The organism is Rhodosalinus sediminis, assembly GCF_003385555.1.
GTDB classification, from domain to species: domain Bacteria; phylum Pseudomonadota; class Alphaproteobacteria; order Rhodobacterales; family Rhodobacteraceae; genus Rhodosalinus; species Rhodosalinus sediminis.
In genome coordinates this window covers 112,580-128,079 of record NZ_QOHR01000001.1, presented here as the reverse complement: position 1 = coordinate 128,079, position 15,500 = coordinate 112,580, and the positions used below count along the sequence as shown (strand labels likewise).

Annotated in this window: 14 protein-coding genes; 5 read left to right on the top strand and 9 right to left on the bottom strand. The window is 70.4% G+C overall.

The features are described from left to right. Nucleotides 1-155 precede the first annotated feature (155 nt). Nucleotides 156-2,435, bottom strand: a complete 2,280-nt coding sequence (locus tag DRV84_RS00670; RefSeq protein ID WP_115977820.1) for an NADP-dependent malic enzyme — start codon at nt 2,433-2,435, stop codon at nt 156-158. Between the two features lie 283 nt (nt 2,436-2,718). On the opposite strand from DRV84_RS00670, the gene asnB reads away from it, so the two are divergent. Continuing rightward, the gene (gene asnB, locus DRV84_RS00665) at nt 2,719-4,236 is read left to right on the top strand and encodes an asparagine synthase (glutamine-hydrolyzing) (RefSeq protein ID WP_115977819.1); all 1,518 of its coding nucleotides are present in this window, start codon (nt 2,719-2,721) and stop codon (nt 4,234-4,236) included. A gap of 125 nt (nt 4,237-4,361) precedes the next feature. On the opposite strand, the gene DRV84_RS00660 is transcribed toward asnB, so the two are convergent. From DRV84_RS00660 to DRV84_RS00645, 4 genes are all read right to left on the bottom strand, one after another. Next, nucleotides 4,362-5,039, bottom strand: a complete 678-nt coding sequence (locus DRV84_RS00660; protein WP_420852962.1) for a DUF1194 domain-containing protein — start codon at nt 5,037-5,039, stop codon at nt 4,362-4,364. Continuing rightward, nucleotides 5,036-5,464 carry a VOC family protein gene (locus tag DRV84_RS00655; RefSeq protein WP_115977818.1) on the bottom strand — a complete coding sequence of 143 codons (429 nt, stop codon included), beginning with the start codon at nt 5,462-5,464 and terminating at the stop codon, nt 5,036-5,038. Before DRV84_RS00655 ends, DRV84_RS00660 begins: the two co-directional genes overlap by 4 nt. Before the next feature lie 69 nt (nt 5,465-5,533). Continuing rightward, complete coding sequence (locus tag DRV84_RS00650) at nt 5,534-6,853, bottom strand: tetratricopeptide repeat protein (RefSeq protein WP_147298815.1); 1,320 nt, start codon at nt 6,851-6,853, stop codon at nt 5,534-5,536. A 55-nt stretch (nt 6,854-6,908) separates the two neighbouring features. Further along, on the bottom strand, nt 6,909-7,967 hold the full coding sequence (locus tag DRV84_RS00645) for a hypothetical protein (protein ID WP_115977816.1): 1,059 nt from the start codon (nt 7,965-7,967) through the stop codon (nt 6,909-6,911). A 201-nt stretch (nt 7,968-8,168) separates the two neighbouring features. Between DRV84_RS00645 and thyX the strand changes: the two genes are divergently transcribed. Together thyX and DRV84_RS15380 are read left to right on the top strand one after the other, a co-directional pair. Further along, complete coding sequence (gene thyX, locus DRV84_RS00640) at nt 8,169-9,086, top strand: FAD-dependent thymidylate synthase (RefSeq protein WP_115977815.1); 918 nt, start codon at nt 8,169-8,171, stop codon at nt 9,084-9,086. 152 nt (nt 9,087-9,238) lie between these two features. Then, nucleotides 9,239-9,946: a hypothetical protein gene (locus DRV84_RS15380; RefSeq protein WP_147298814.1), complete on the top strand. Its 708-nt coding sequence runs from the start codon at nt 9,239-9,241 to the stop codon at nt 9,944-9,946. 169 nt (nt 9,947-10,115) lie between these two features. On the opposite strand, the gene lepA is transcribed toward DRV84_RS15380, so the two are convergent. Beyond that, nucleotides 10,116-11,918 carry a translation elongation factor 4 gene (gene lepA / locus DRV84_RS00630; protein ID WP_115977813.1) on the bottom strand — a complete coding sequence of 601 codons (1,803 nt, stop codon included), beginning with the start codon at nt 11,916-11,918 and terminating at the stop codon, nt 10,116-10,118. A 52-nt stretch (nt 11,919-11,970) separates the two neighbouring features. Continuing rightward, complete coding sequence (locus DRV84_RS00625; protein WP_158547709.1) at nt 11,971-12,426, bottom strand: DUF3429 family protein; 456 nt, start codon at nt 12,424-12,426, stop codon at nt 11,971-11,973. A gap of 256 nt (nt 12,427-12,682) precedes the next feature. On the opposite strand from DRV84_RS00625, the gene DRV84_RS00620 reads away from it, so the two are divergent. After that, entirely contained in the window at nt 12,683-13,369 is a 687-nt protein-coding gene (locus tag DRV84_RS00620; RefSeq protein ID WP_115977811.1) for a hypothetical protein, read from the top strand. 141 nt (nt 13,370-13,510) lie between these two features. Here DRV84_RS00620 and DRV84_RS00615 read toward each other — a convergent pair whose 3' ends face one another. Together DRV84_RS00615 and DRV84_RS00610 are read right to left on the bottom strand one after the other, a co-directional pair. Then, on the bottom strand, nt 13,511-13,909 hold the full coding sequence (locus DRV84_RS00615) for a c-type cytochrome (protein WP_239994943.1): 399 nt from the start codon (nt 13,907-13,909) through the stop codon (nt 13,511-13,513). Next, nucleotides 13,906-14,322 (bottom strand): c-type cytochrome, encoded by a 417-nt coding sequence (locus DRV84_RS00610; RefSeq protein WP_115977810.1) that lies wholly within the window; start codon nt 14,320-14,322, stop codon nt 13,906-13,908. Before DRV84_RS00610 ends, DRV84_RS00615 begins: the two co-directional genes overlap by 4 nt. Nucleotides 14,323-14,466: 144 nt before the next feature. Between DRV84_RS00610 and DRV84_RS00605 the strand changes: the two genes are divergently transcribed. Continuing rightward, nucleotides 14,467-15,474 (top strand): P1 family peptidase, encoded by a 1,008-nt coding sequence (locus DRV84_RS00605; protein WP_115977809.1) that lies wholly within the window; start codon nt 14,467-14,469, stop codon nt 15,472-15,474. The last annotated feature ends 26 nt before the right edge of the window (nt 15,475-15,500 follow it).

The following is a 15,500-nucleotide window of genomic DNA, read 5'->3' as shown; positions in this document are numbered from 1 at the left end:
GGGATACCATGATGCCCCGACGCCCCCACCGCCGGCCGGGCGGGCCCGCCCGCGGACGGCGTCCGCCCCTTCTTCTTGGCATAAATATCCCGGGGGGTGAGCCCCGACAGGGGCGAGGGGGGCAGCGCCCCCACTCGGTCGCCCCCGGCGCGGGGTCAGCCGTAGTGCGCGACCGGCGTGCCCGCGATCGCGGCCATGTTGAGAAGCCCGCGCGCGGTGATCGCGGGTGTCACGATATGCGCGCGGTTGCCCATGCCCATCAGGATCGGCCCCACCTCCAGCCCGCCGGCCCGCATCTTGAGGATGTTGCGCACGCCCGAGGCCGCGTCGGCATGCGCGAAGACCAGCACGTTCGCCGCCCCCTGCATCCGGTTTTCCGGAAAGACGCGCGCGCGGAGCTCGGGGTCGAGGGCGGCGTCGATGTTCATCTCGCCCTCGTAGGCGAAATCGGCCTCCTGCGCGTCGAGACGCGCGAGCGCCTCGCGCAGGCGCGCGCCCGTGCCCTCGGCCATCGCGCCGAACTGCGACTGCGAGCAGAGCGCGACGTTCGGGGTCAGCCCGAAACGGCGGACGTGGCGCGCGGCGCCCACGGCCACCTCGGCGATCTGCTCGGGCGCGGGCTCGGCGTGGACATGGGTGTCGGCGATGAAGAGCGGCCCGTCCTCGAGGATCATCAGCGAGAGCGCGCCGTGCGGGCGGTATCCGTCGCGACCGAGCACCTGCGTGACGTAGTTCAGATGCCAGCGGTATTCGCCGAAGGTGCCGCAGATCAGGCTGTCGGCCTCGCCGCGCTGCACCATGACCGCGCCGATGGCGGTGGTGTTGGTGCGCATGATCGCCCGCGCGATGTCCGGGGTGACGCCGCGGCGCGCCATGAGCTCGTGATAGGTCTGCCAGTAGTCGCGGTAGCGCGGGTCGTTCTCCGGGTTCACGATCTCCAGGTCGCGGCCCGGCCGGATCTCGAGCCCGTAGCGCTCCGCGCGGCGCGCGATCACCTCGGGCCGGCCGATGAGGATCGGCGTCTCGGTGGTCTCCTCGAGGATCGCCTGCGCAGCGCGCAGCACGCGCTCGTCCTCGCCTTCCGCGAAGACGATGCGCCGTTGCGCGGTCGCCGCCGCCTCGAAGACCGGCCGCATGAGCAGCGCGGAGCGGAAGACGCTCGCCTCCAGCCCGCGCTTGTAGGCGTCGAGATCGGCGATGGGGCGCGCGGCGACGCCGCTCTCCATCGCGGCCTTCGCCACCGCCGTCGCCACCACGCCCGAGAGGCGCGGGTCGAAGGGCTTCGGGATCAGGTAGTCGCGCCCAAAGGTCAGCGCCTCGCCCCGGTAGGCGGCCGCCGTCTCGGCGCTCGTCGTCTGGCGCGCGATCTCGGCGATGCCCTCGATGCAGGCGATCTGCATGGCGTCGTTGATCTCGGTCGCGCCCGCGTCGAGCGCGCCGCGGAAGATGAAGGGAAAGCAGAGGACGTTGTTGACCTGGTTGGGGTAATCGCTCCGCCCGGTGGCGATGATCGCATCGGGGGCCACCGCGCGCGCCTCCTCCGGCATGATCTCCGGCACCGGGTTGGCGAGCGCGAAGAGGATCGGCGGCCCGGCCATGCGGGCCACGTCCCCGGGCGTGAGCACCTTCGGCCCCGAGAGCCCGAGGAACAGGTCCGCCCCCTCGATCACCTCCGACAGGGTCCGCTTGTCGCTTTCCTGCGCGAAGGCGGCCTTCTCGGGGTTCATGTCCACCTCGCGGCCCGCGTGGACGAGGCCGTGAATGTCGCAGAGCCAGACGTTCTCGCGCTTCACGCCAAGCTTCAGCAGCATGTTCAGGCAGGCGATCCCGGCCGCGCCGCCGCCCGTCGAGACCACCTTGATGTCCTCGAACCGCTTGCCCGCGACGCGCAGCGCGTTGGTCGCCGCGGCGCCCACGACGATCGCGGTGCCGTGCTGGTCGTCGTGAAAGACGGGGATGTTCATTCGCTCGCGGCAGATGCGCTCGACCACGAAGCAGTCCGGCGCCTTGATGTCCTCGAGGTTGATCGCCCCGAAGGTCGGCTCCATCGCGCAGACGATCCGGGCGAGCTCCTCGGGGTCGCGCGCGTCGAGTTCGACGTCGAAGCAGTCGATGCCGGCGAATTTCTTGAAGAGCACCGCCTTGCCCTCCATCACCGGCTTCGCCGCGAGCGGGCCGATGTCGCCGAGGCCGAGCACCGCCGAACCGTTGGTGACCACCCCCACGAGGTTGCCGCGCGTGGTGTAGCGCGCCGCCGCGGTCTCGTCGCCCGCGATCTCGAGGCTCGCCTCCGCCACGCCGGGCGAATAGGCGCGGGCGAGGTCGCGGCCGTTGGCGAGCGGCTTGGTCGCCCGCACCTCGAGTTTCCCCGGCGCGGGCTCGGCGTGATAGGCGAGCGCCGCGGCGCGCAGCGCCTCGCGCGTGGTCTCGGTCATCTCGGGCGTCCTCCCTCTGGCGGCCCCATTTTCCAGCGGATCGCGGCCCGGTGCAACGCGCCCCGTACTCGAGCTGTGCCGGGCGTGCCGCAGGACGCCCCAGTCATGGCCTGAAAACGACGTCTCGTGTGCCGGATGCGTCGCAATCGCCCTTGTGCCCCGGGGCGGAGCCCTTACTCTCGGACGCACGGAAAGCTTCAGCCCATATCGACGCGCCCTCCGGCCGGCCGCCCCGCGCGCCCGGCCGGCGCCGCGTCCGGGCACAGCGAAAGCGAATGGACCCATGTGCGGATTTGTCTGTCTCTGGAACATCGGCGACGAGTCGCTCGCCGAGAAGATGGTCTCGAAGATCGCCCACCGCGGCCCCGACGCGGTCGAGGTGGTGCGCGGTCAGGGCGCGCCGGTGGTGATGGCGCACTGCCGCCTCTCGATCATCGGCCCCGAGGACGGGCGCCAGCCGATCTGGGACAAGGGCGACCTGCTGGTGGCCAACGGCGAGATCTACAACCACGCCGACCTGCGCGCGATCCTCGGCGAGAGCGCCTTCGAGACCGAAAGCGACAGCGAGTCGATCCTGCATCTCTTCCGCTCGGGCGAATTGCGCTGGATCGCCCGGCTCGACGGCATGTTCGCCTTCGTGCTGGCGACGAAGACGCGGATCATCGCCGCGCGCGATCCCTTGGGCATCAAGCCGCTCTACATGGCGCGCATCGGCGGCGGCCTCGCCTTCGCCTCCGAGCTCAAGGCCTTCGACGGCATCGAGGTCGAGGCGGTCGAGGCGATCGGCCCCGGCATGCTCTACGACAGCCGCGACGGCCTGCGGCAGTGGTACCGCACGCCCCACGGCGCCGCCGAGGAGGAGCCGGGCCTCGACGTGGAGGCCGTGGCCGGCGAGCTGCGCCTCGTCCTCGACGAGGCGGTGGCGAAATGGATGCTGGCCGACGTCGAGGTGGGCAGCTTCCTCTCCGGTGGGCTCGACAGCTCGATCATCGCCGCGCTCGCCGCGCGCCTCGCGCCCTACCGGCTCAAGACCTTCGCCGTGGGCACCGAGGGCAGCGCCGACCTAGCCGCAGCGCGCGAGGTCGCCGCGCACATCGGCTCGGACCACTACGAGGAGGTCTTCACCGCCCGCGACGTGGCCCGCGTCCTGCCGCATGTGATCTACCACCTCGAAAGCGCGGACGTGGACCTCGTGCGCTCGGCGGTGCCGACGCATTTCGCCGCCCGCCTCGCGGCGCGGCACGTGAAAGCGGTGCTCACCGGCGAGGGCGCCGACGAGCTCTTCGCCGGCTACACCTACCACCACGGCTACGCCGACCACCCCCACGAGCTCGCGCAGGAGCTCACCCGGTCACTGAACGCGATGCACAACATCAACCTGCAGCGCGTGGACCGGGTGACCATGGCCGAAAGCCTCGAGGCGCGCACGCCCTTCCTCGACCGCGACCTGATCGACTTCGCGCAGTCGATTCCCGCCACCCTCAAGATGCGCCGCACCGATCCGGAGGCGCGCGAATCCACCGGGCCGACGACCGAGAAATGGATCCTGCGCAAGGCGGTGGCCGACCTGCTGCCCGAGAGCCTCGTCTGGCGCAAGAAGGCGCAGTTCGACGAGGGCTCGGGCACCGTCGCCGCGCTGGAAGAGGCGCTGATGATAGTCTCCGGCGCCGACGCGCCGCTCGACCGCGCGGCGGAGGCCGCGCTCTACGAACGCCTCCTGCGCGAGGCCTTCGAGACGCCCGAGCGCATCCTCGCCGCCGCCGGCACATGGGAGAGCGAGGAGCGCGTCTCGGCCGAGTGAGCGTAGCCGGCGGGCGCGCCCTGCCCCGATCGCCCGGATCACGCCAGCGGGCGCACCCGGGGCGGCCCGGGACGCTGCCACCGCCGCGCATCGGTCGAAACCGACGCGAGCGCGGGGCCACCCTCTCAGTCGCCCGCGCGCCCGATCACCATGCCGCGGATCTCGCGCAGGAGCTTGCGCTCCATCGCGCGGCGGAAGTCGGCGTAGCCCTCGGCGTATTCGACGAAGGCGCCGGGGCCGCGGCGCAGCTCGAACATGTAGTAGTCCCGCACCTGCGGATCGTGGCCGCCCACGGCGAGGCCGTTCACCGTGACGCCGGAAAAGTCGAAATGGCGGTAGGCGTGGACGGGCTCGAAGCCGTCGTTGCCGATGCCGTCGCCCGAAACGTCGAGCACCCGGCGCGCGCAGTCCGGCCCGCGCCGGAACATCCCGACCCCGAAGCCGAGCGCGTAGCCCACCGCCGTCGGAAACCGCGAGAAGGCGCGCGGCGCCCCGCGCAGCGCCGCCGCCGCCCGGTCGATCGCGGCGTCGCCGTCGAGCACCGTCCAGGGCAGCACGACGTCCTGCTGGTTGCGCCCCGACCACTCGTAAACGGCGAGCACCACGTGCCCCGGCGCCTCGCCGAGGATCGCGCGCCGGATTTCGGGCGCGGCGAGCGCCGCGGCGAGCCCCTCGCGCTGGAGCGCGTGTTCCTCCGCGTCCACCGAACTCGACACGTCGAGGGCGAGCAGGAGCGCGAGCCGGCATTCCGCCGCCCCGGCCGCACCCGCCCAGAGCGTGGCGAGGAGGGCGAGCGCCCTCACCAATGCCCGGTGTTCCCCATGCTCGCCCAGGGCTCGGCCGGCGGCTGCGCCTCGCCCTTCTGCAGGAGCTCGACCGAGATGTTGTCGGGCGAGCGGACGAAGGCCATGCGCCCGTCCCGCGGGGGGCGGTTGATGGTCACGCCGTTGTCCTGCAGGTGACGGCACATCGCGTAGATGTCGTCCACCTCGTAGGCGAGATGGCCGAAATGCCGGCTGTCGGAGGGCAACCCCTCGTCTCCGTCCCAGTTGTAGGTCAGCTCGACCGGGCACTCCTCCTGCCCCGGGGGCGCCATGAAGACGAGGGTGAAGCGGCCCTGCTCGCTGTCCATGCGCCGCGTCTCGACGAGGCCGAGCAGCTCGTAGAAGGCCTTGGACGCCTCGAGGTCCTTCACCCGGACCATCGTGTGCAGGTAGCGGATCGTCATGCGCGCGGCTCCTCCGTTGGTGCCCGCACGATCCTAGGCGCCCGCGCTCGAGAGTCGAGAGGCGGGCCGTCAGAACGCCGAGCGCCACCCCAGTTCGAGCCCCAGCTTCTCGGTGTCGTAAAGCCCGAGGGTGGACTGGGTGCGTTCGGCGCGGATCGTGACCGACGGCATGAAGCCATACTGTTCGAGCTCGGCCAGATCGGCCGTCGCGTCGAGTGTCACGGTCCTGTCCTCGCGCCCCGTCATCCCGAAGAACCGGCCGGCGTAGCTCTCACCTTCGACGCGAAGGCCGAAATCCAGCACCGCGCCCAGGACCGGCTCCGCGAGGTCGAGCCGGGCGCCGGCCTCGAGCCGGTCGTAGTCGCGCGCGGCGGCCCGGGACCGGCTTGCCGTCGCAGCGACGTGAAGGCGCAGGCGATGCCCGGACGCAAGCTGGCGGGCGGTGCCGGCGCCGACACGCAGCTTGCCGCTGTCGGCCCGTCCGTCGCGGCCTCGCTGGGCTTCGGCCATGACCGAAACATGCGCGGTCCTGCGGGACCCGAGCGCCCAGTGCCGCCTGCCCGAAAGGCGCAGAAAGCTGGTGTAGGGCGCGCCGCCATACCAGACCTGCCCCAGCGTGGCGGCGACCCGCCGCGGGGCGCCATCCGTCCGGCTCCGCCAGGTTTCGGCGAGCGTCACGGCCAGTGATCCGAGTGCGAAATCAGAGCCTTCGACGGTGGGTGCCTTGTCCTGCGCGTCGTCCGTCAGCCGGTAGGTCCGGTAATCCGCACGCAGGATCGCCTCCGTCTTGCGCCGCGCCGACCCGCGCAGGCGGTAGCCTGTCGAGACGCCCGCGGCGATCTCGGTGCCCGAGAGCGCCTGCGCGCTCCCCCTGAGACGAAAATCGAACGGCAGGTCGTAGATCCGTATAGTCGACCGTGCGCTGCCTCCGTTGACGTTGGAGCGCGGCGCGACCGAGAAGCGGAGCTCGGTGGACCATGGATTGCGCGCCCGGACGTAGCGGAAATCCCGAATGGCGCGTCGTCGCGCCGCTTCGTCCGGCGCGTGATGGACAGCCCGGCGCAGCCACCATTGCGCGCGCGTCCGTTGCCCCGCCGAGGCGAGCGCCTGCGCCATCACCAGCGCGCTGGCATGCCGCGCTTCGGGCGTGTCGGCCAGCCGCCAGGCCGACATCGCCGCAGCACGCGCCTCACCCTCACGCCCCATGTCGCGCAGGCCGCGGGCGCGAAGGAGATGGGCGCCGACATCCTCGTCGTTTCGCGTCAGCAGGGCTTCGGCGTAGCCGACGGCAACATCCGGTTCGGCGCGGCGCAATGCCTCTCGGGCGACGGCGCGCAGTTCATCGGGTGTGACTTCCGCCTCTCCGGCCTGCGCCGGCAGGCCGGACAAGACGCACAAAAGGCCGATGATGACGAGACGAGGCGGAAGGCACCATGGAGACCGCCTAGCGGTTCGCAACGAACCCTCCGGTTTCGCGGACCGTGCCGTCGCCCGAGATCAAATCATCGCTCTCGATCTCGACAATGCCGACAATCTCGTCCGGCGTCGGCCCGGCGAGGATCGCGTTCAGCGTCCCGGTCTCGTACTGCTGCGGCTCCCCGGCGTCGTCGGTATAGGCGCTCCGCACGGTCGCCGCGATCTCTCCGTTCTGGTCGACGGTGCTCGGCCTGATAACGATCTGCACGGCCGGCAGATCAATGATGGGCCGGCCGGCCTCTTCGCCGAGCGCGTCGAGCCAATCTTGCGTCACATCGGCGCCGGAGAGATCGTAGATGCGCCGATCGGTGATGGTGCCCTTGATCGCGTCCTGTACCGAGGTTCCGTTGAAATCCTCCCAGTCGACGTCGAGCCTCACCGCACCCGTCGCGTATTCCAGTCCCGCGCGACCGTCGAAATCACGAAGCGCGGCGTAATCGCCCGAGAAGGTGGCCTGCAGCGTCTCCGGCAGCTCCACCCCGCCGTTGCGCTGGTAGGCCCAGCCGCCGAAACCGAAGGGCTCGTAGTCGGCCGCCCGGATGATGACGAGTTCGGTCCGCCCCGAGGGGCTTCGCTGGAAGAGCACCTTGTGCGCGAGCTGATCGATCGGGGTGCCGGTTTCCGGGTCAGGCACGGTATCCGCGTTCTCGTAGACGGCGAACGGCCCCTGTGCACCCGGCGGCCCGAGGCTCGCCACCGCGGCGTCCCGGGTGTAGGTGTTGTCGCCGTCGAACGGCAGGTTGTCCACGACGAAGGTGTCGGTCGCGGCGTCGTAGCTCGGCGCCTCGGCGAAGCCGTCGCCGCGGTCGGTCCGCTCCTCGTAGCGGGTGATGGAGGCGTCCGGCGTCGGGTTCGCGGTCCCGGGCGGCAGCGCGCCGCCGCCGAGCGGGGGGGGCGGCTGACCGTCGTCGGAGGTCTCGCCGCCGTCGTCCGGCGGGGGCGGATCGAACGGGTTCGAACCATCTTCGCTGCTGGAGCAGGCCGCGACCAGCGCCAGCACGGAGAGCAGCGACAGGGATCGGGTCATGACTGCACGCGTCCTCGTATCTTTTGGGTTTTTCGCAAACTTCCGCGTGTGACGCGCTCGCGTCAACGTGTGGGGCTCCGCGGATCGCCGATTTTTCCGCGGACTGCGGCGAATTTGCCGCCACCCGATCTGGTGGTTTTCCTGCGCCGCCTCTCAAGATATGGTCGCCGCAAAACCGAGTCACCCCTGGAGGAGTCGCCCATGCCGCTCACGCCCGAGCAGGAAGACGAGATCGCGCAACAGCGCGCCACGCCGCGCCAGACCCTGCGCGCGGTCTCCGAGGGGATGGAGGCGCATCTCTACACTGCGCACCCGGTGCTCGACCACGGGTTCGTCCGGGTGATCGACTACATGGGCGACGACGCGGCGATCGTGCAGGCGGCGCGGGTGAGCTACGGGGCCGGCACGCGGCACGTCTCGAACGACGAGGGGCTGATCCGCTACCTCATGCGGCACTGGCACTCGACCCCCTTCGAGATGTGCGAGGTCAAGCTGCACGTGAAGCTGCCCGTTTTCGTCGCGCGGCAGTGGATCCGCCACCGCACGGCGAACGTCAACGAATACTCGGCGCGCTACTCGATCCTCGACCGGGAGTTCTACATCCCTGATCCGTCCGCGCTCGCCGCGCAGTCCACGGTGAACAACCAAGGGCGGGGCGAGGTGCTGGGCCCGGAGGAATCCGCGCGGGTGCTGGAGATCCTCAAGGGCGACGCCGCGCGGGCCTACGACCACTACGAGGAGATGATCTCGACCGAGGGGCAGCAGGGCCTCGCCCGCGAGCTCGCGCGGATGAACCTGCCGGCCAACATCTACACACAGTGGTACTGGAAGACGGACCTGCACAACCTCTTCCACTTCCTGCGGCTCAGGGCCGACACCCATGCGCAATACGAGATCCGCGTCTACGCCGAGGAGATCGGGCGGCTGGTCGCCGACTGGGTCCCGCTGGCGTGGAAGGCCTTCCTCGACTACCGCGTGGGGGGCGCGACGCTGTCGGCCGCCGCCCTCGACTGCCTCCGCCGGATGTTGAACGGTGAGGAGGTGACGCAGGAGACATCAGGGCTCTCGAAGCGGGAGTGGCGGGAGTTCAGGGAGGTGGTGTATCCGCCGCAGCGTTAAGGTTTCATCAACCAAGAAGGCCGCGGTGCCGAAATTAGGCCCAGAAGACATCCCAGACTCGCCCCACTTTTTAGACGAACCGCAGGTTATCCCCCCTCTCGTGGCACACGTCCTAGTTGACTGATCACCGCCAGAACACATGAGGGGATGCAATGATGGGCCTAGTAGACAGAAAGAGACTCAAGACTGCAATCGCGCACGGGCTTGAGCCGAAAGACGAATCGATTATTGAGTTGACGCGTCAGTATTGGCATTTCGTGCAAGCTCTGGACGAGGCGACCAAAGAACTCGAGGAGATGGCGCAACGTCTGACGCGGCAGGCCGATTTGTCAGCGCGGAAATCCGATGAACAAACCGCTGAGGCAGAAGAACTCACACAGGCCGTGCGGCAAGCGGTAGCTGCGCCCGAAGACAATGGTCATTACCAGCCGCCTGAGGACGATGCCGATCGCCGGCCGCCTGATGAGCCTCACTATACAAGCGCTGAGGCAGGCCGTCGCAGGGCATCCCTCGTCCGGCGATTCAAGCTTCCGGCCTCCCTTCTCTCAAAGAAGATGGAGTGCGACCCGTCGGTCGACTCCCAACTGGAGCGACTGGAAGAACAGGACGTGAAGATTTCGTTGTTTCAGTATCACTTGGAGGTGCTCGAGCGGCGTATTTTAGAAACACAACCTCAAGACTCGGATAACGCCCTGAAAAAGATGAAGTTCATCGCTTCCCTGATCATCGACGGGCATGATCTTGACGTGGACTACTTTGCCTACCTTATTCAGGAGTGCGCCGAGGCCTGCGAGGAGCAACTCGAGCAGATTTTCCAAGTGTATCGCGAGCACGCGCAGAAAGCGCCCGCGTTTCGGTAGACATTGATCTCGAGCCGCGCCGCCTGGCGGGCTGGCGCGGCTCAAGCCCATCAATTTCCTATAAAACTCTGGGCTCAGCCCATGCTACGACGCAGCATAGAAGCTGTCGGATACCAATGACATAATTCGGAACGCCGTGTCCGAAAGAGACTTGACACCACAAGCCCGTCTACCCATCCATCTTCAACGCCGAAATAAACGCCTCCTGCGGGATCTCGACCTTGCCGAACTGGCGCATCTTCTTCTTACCAGCTTTTTGCTTATCAAGCAATTTACGCTTGCGCGAGACGTCGCCGCCGTAGCACTTCGCCGTCACGTCCTTGCGCAGCGCGGCGAGGGTTTCGCGGGCGATGACCTTACCGCCGATCGCCGCCTGGATCGGGATCTTGAACATGTGGCGCGGGATCAGGTCCTTGAGCTTTTCGCACATCGCCCGGCCGCGCTGTTCGGCGCGGTCGCGGTGGACCATGGTGGCGAGCGCGTCCACCGGCTCGTCGTTGACGAGCACCTGCATCTTGACCAGCCGGTCCTCGCGGTAGCCGGTGATCTCGTAGTCGAAGCTCGCGTAGCCGCGGGTCACCGATTTCAGCCGGTCGTAGAAGTCGAAGACCACCTCGTTCAGCGGCAGGTCATAGACCACCATCGCCCGGTTGCCGGCGTAGGTCAGGTCGAGCTGGAGGCCCCGGCGCTCTTGGCAGAGCTTGAGCACGTCGCCGAGGAACTCGTCGGGCACGAGGATCGTCGCCTTGATCCGCGGCTCCTCGATGTGCTCGACGAGCGAGGGGTCGGGCATGTCGGCGGGGTTGTGCAGGTCGATCCGCTCCCCGTCCTTCATGTAGACGTGATAGACGACCGAGGGCGCCGTGGTGATGAGCTCGATCGCGTATTCGCGCTCCACCCGGTCGCGGATCACCTCGAGGTGCAGAAGCCCGAGGAAGCCGCAGCGCAGCCCGAAGCCGAGCGCCGCGGAGCTTTCGACCTCGTAGGTGAAGGAGGCGTCGTTCAGCGCGAGCTTCTCCACCGCCTCGCGCAGGTCGTCGAACTGCGCGCTGTCCACGGGGAAGAGGCCGCAGAAGACGACCGGCTGGCTCGGCTTGAAGCCGGGGAGCGGGTCGGCGCAGCCGTGCTTCTCGGTGGTGATGGTGTCGCCCACGCGAGTGTCGCGCACCTGCTTGATGGAGGCGGTGATGTAGCCGATCTCGCCGGGGTGGAGGACGTCCACGTTCTCCATCGCCGGGCGATAGACGCCGACGCGGTCGATGTCGTAGGTGCCGCCCGTGCGCATCATGCGGATGCGCTGCCCCTTCTTCAGCACGCCGTCGATCACGCGCACGATGACGACGACGCCGAGGTAGGGGTCGTATTTCGAATCGACCAGCATGGCCTTGAGCGGCTTCGTGGCGTCGCCTTCCGGCGGGGGCGGCAGGCGGCGCACGATCGCCTCGAGCACGTCGGGGATGCCGACGCCGGTCTTGGCGCTGATCTGCACGGCGTCGGTGGCGTCGATGCCGATGACCTCCTCGATCTGCTCGCTAACGCGGTCGACCTCGGCGGCGGGCAGATCGATCTTGTTGAGCACCGGCACGATCTCGTGGTCGGCCTCGATCGCCTGATAGACGTTGGCGAGCGTCTGCGCCTCCACCCCCTGCGTGGCGTCCACCACGAGAAGCGAGCCCTCCACCGCCTGCATGGAGCGGCTGACCTCGTAGGAGAAGTCGACGTGCCCCGGCGTGTCGATCAGGTTGAGGATGTAGGTATGGCCGTCCTGCGCGGGGTACTCGATGCGCACGGTGTTGGCCTTGATGGTGATGCCGCGCTCGCGCTCGATCTCCATCGCGTCGAGGAGCTGTTCCTTCATGTCGCGTTCGGCCACCGTGCCGGTGAGCTGGATCAGCCGGTCGGCGAGCGTGGATTTCCCGTGGTCGATGTGCGCGACGATGGAGAAATTGCGGATATAGGCGAGCTCGGTCATGCGACCGCATATGCGGCGGTTTCCCCGGCCGGTCAATGGCCCGCGCCCGCGCTCAGAGCAGCGCGAGCGCGGCGAGGGCCACGGCCGCCACCGGCATCTGCACCGCGCGCAGCCCCGCGAACCAGATCGGCACCTCGCCCCGCTCCGCCGCCCGGGGATCGACGAGCGCGAGCGCGCCCAGCGCCGCGGCGAGAAGCCAGAGCGCCGCGACCGGCGGCAGCAGCAGCGCGGCGAGCCCGGCGGCGAAGAGGCCGGCGAAGGCCGTCATCTGCGCGCCCGTCGCCCCGCCCTCGGTGCGAAAGCTCAGCCCCCGCCGCACGCCGGAAAAGAAGAGCGTGAGCGCCGCCGCCCAGAGCCGCGCCGCCTCCCGCACGAGGTCCCCGGGCAGGAGCCAGAGCGCCGGCACGGCGAGCAGCAGCGGCACGACGGCGAGCGCGGCGAGCCAGAGGCCCCCACGCGGCGGGCGGGCGGTCTCGTGGACGATCACGGTGCGCGCGGCGTCGGCCATGCCGGGGGAAGGCGCGCGCGGCCCGCCCGGTTCCCCGGCGCGGGCGCTCCGCATCGCCGCGCGGCGGACCCCGCCGCCAGAAACGCGGCGCCTTGCCCTGATCGGCGGTGCCGGGAGGGGTGAGGCCGCAGAGTCGCGCGTCACCCGGTCACAAGACCGCGGGCGTGGCCCGGCGCCCTGTCACGATCCGCGCAGGTCCGCACCGCCGACGACCGGCCGCCCTTGTCCGCCTCGCCCGCGGGCGTATCCTTCCCCCATGCGCCGCGCCCTTCTCCTCTTCTGTCTCGCGCTCGCGGCCTGCGGGCGGCCGCTGACGGAGGGCGAGCGCGCCTTCGCCGCACTCACGCATGGTCCCGCGCTCGACGTGGAGCGGGTGCGGCTCCACGACGGCGCGCTCGTGGGCTCCTACACCTGGGTCCGCCCGCCCCGCCCGCGCACCAGCTGCCGGGAGCGGATCTGGCCGCCGGGCGCGGTGGGCGAACCGGTGGAGGTCTCGCCGGGGGCCGTGGCGCTCTTCGACCGGGTCTTCTTCCGCCGCGATCTCTACGCCCCGGATTTCCTGCCCGACTTCCCCGAGCGGCTCCATCTGGCCGAGGCGATGCTGCTCGCGCATGAGCTCACCCACGTCTGGCAGTGGCAGGCGCGGGAGCGCACGGGCTACCACCCCTTCCGCGCGGCGGGCGAGCACATGCGCTCGGAGGATCCCTACCTCTTCGAGAGCGAGACGGCCGACTTCCTCGACTTCGGCTACGAGCAGCAGGGCGCCGTGATGGAGGAATACGTCTGCTGCACCGTGCTCGACCCGGAGGCGCCGCGCACGCACCGCCTGCGCGCGTTGCTGGGCGAGGCGCTGCCGCTCGGCGATCTGGACGCCGCGCTCGCCGGGGCGAACGTGATCGTGCCCTGGCGCGGCGTAGAGGTGGAGGGGATTTGCCGGGGCTGAGGCCGTCGGTCAGGCAGGGCGCGCCGGTGAGGCGTGCGCCTGCCGGCGACGCAGCCCTGGCTTGGCGGGGCTGACCGCCCTTGCGCCATTCATGCGGGCCGCGGGTCGGCGCCGGGCAGGCCCCGGCCCACCCGCGGCGCCTCAGTCCTGCACGCTGCGCAGCCAGGCGACGAGGTCGGCGACCGGCTCCGTCGTCATCACCGGCTGACCCGAGGGCGCGGAGACGGCGACGGCGCGCCCGCCCTCGAAGAAATCGCCGTAGACCGGCATCGGGCTGCCGTGCGCGACGAGCGGATCGCGCCCATCGATGCGCCGCACCACGTCGAGCGACGGGAAGGCGCCGTCGTTGTCGGCCGAGAGCGCGGTGAGGTCGGTGGGCTTGATCGTGAGCACGCCCGCCATCGGGCCGTTCCCCTCGGCGTCGATGCCGTGACACGCGGCGCAGTGCGTGCGGTAGATCGCCTCGCCCGCCTCCGGGTCCTGGGCGACCGCCGGGCCGGCCGCCGCCAATGCGGCGAGGGTGAGCGCGGTGCGGATCACGATGCCTCCTGCTGGATGCTTTCGATGTAGACGAGAAGCGCGGCGAGCGGGCGCGGCACCGGCGACATCCGCCCGTCGCCGGTATCCACCGGCACGGTCTCTCCCATCAGGAGATCGCCGAACTCCGGCATCTGCACGCCGTGCGCCTGCCCGCGCGTGTAGCCGTCGATCGTGGACAGAACCTCGGCCCGCGGAAACGTGCCGCCCCGGCGCGCCGCGATCCGGGTGAGATCCGGCGGCGCGAGCCCGCCCTCGCCCGCGAGCGGCCCGTCGCCCCGGCCGCCCGGGCCGTGGCAGGCGGCGCAATACTCGGCGTAAAGGGCCTGCCCCTCGGGCGGCTCCGGCATGGACACGACGGCCGCACATCCGGCGGCGACGAGGGCGAGCGAGGCGAGAACGGCGCGCAGCGGCATGGAGACTCCTGTTTCGGACCCGTGACGGGAAGTGTCTCAGAAGCCGTGCGGCGGGGCAACGACCTCTCGCGTGCGCTCCGACGCATTGCCCGACGCGGCGAAACCTGCTGAGACGACGCGCGGCGACGGCGTTGGGAGGATGCGATGAGACCCGGACCGAGGAACCTGATCACCGATGTCCCCGGCCTCCGGGTCGGCAACGCCGCGGACGCGGCGCTGAAGTCCGGCGTGACCGTCGTGACCGCCGACGCGCCCCTGACCGCCTCGGTCAGCGTCATGGGCGGCGCGCCCGGCACGCGCGAGACCGACCTCCTCGCGCCCGACAAGACGGTGGAGGCGGTGCATGCGCTCGTGCTGTCGGGGGGCTCGGCCTTCGGCCTCGCCGCGGCGGACGGCGTCGTGCAGGCGCTGCGCACCGAGGGGCGCGGCTTCGCGGTCGGGCCGGCGCGGGTGCCCATCGTGCCGGCGGCGATCCTCTTCGACCTGCTGAACGGCGGAGCCAAGGACTGGACCGAGAGCCCCTACCCCGCCCTCGGCGCGCGCGCCTACGCCGCCGCGGCGGCGGAGTTCGCGCTCGGCACCGCGGGCGCTGGGGCCGGGGCGCTGACCGGGATGCTGAAAGGCGGGCTCGGCTCCGCCTCCCTCGTGCTGGAGACCGGGGCGACCGTCGGCGCGCTCGTCGCGGCGAACCCGGTGGGCGCCGTCACCACGCCGGGGCAGCGCCATTTCTGGGCCGCGCCCTACGAGATCGGGGGCGAGTTCGGCGGTCTCGGCCCCGATCCCGCCGCCGGGCTGGGCCGGACGCTGGAAAGCCGCAAGCACACCGCCTTCGCCGCGCAGGGCAACACGACGATCGCGGTGGTCGCCACCGACGCCGCGCTCACCAAGGCCGACGCGCAGCGCATGGCGACCGCCGCGCAGGACGGCATCGCGCGCGCCGTGGTGCCCGCCCACACGCCGAACGACGGCGATCTGGTCTTCGGGGTGGCGACCGGCGCGAGCCCGCTCGAGGCGCCGGAGACCGAACGGCTGATGATCGGGCACGCCGCGGCGCTGTGCCTGTCGCGCGCCATCGCGCGCGCGGTCTATCACGCGACGCCGGAGCCGGGCGACCTGCTGCCGTGCTGGCAGGACGGAACCGCGGCGGGGTAAGGAGCGGCCTGTCCGCGCGATGCCGG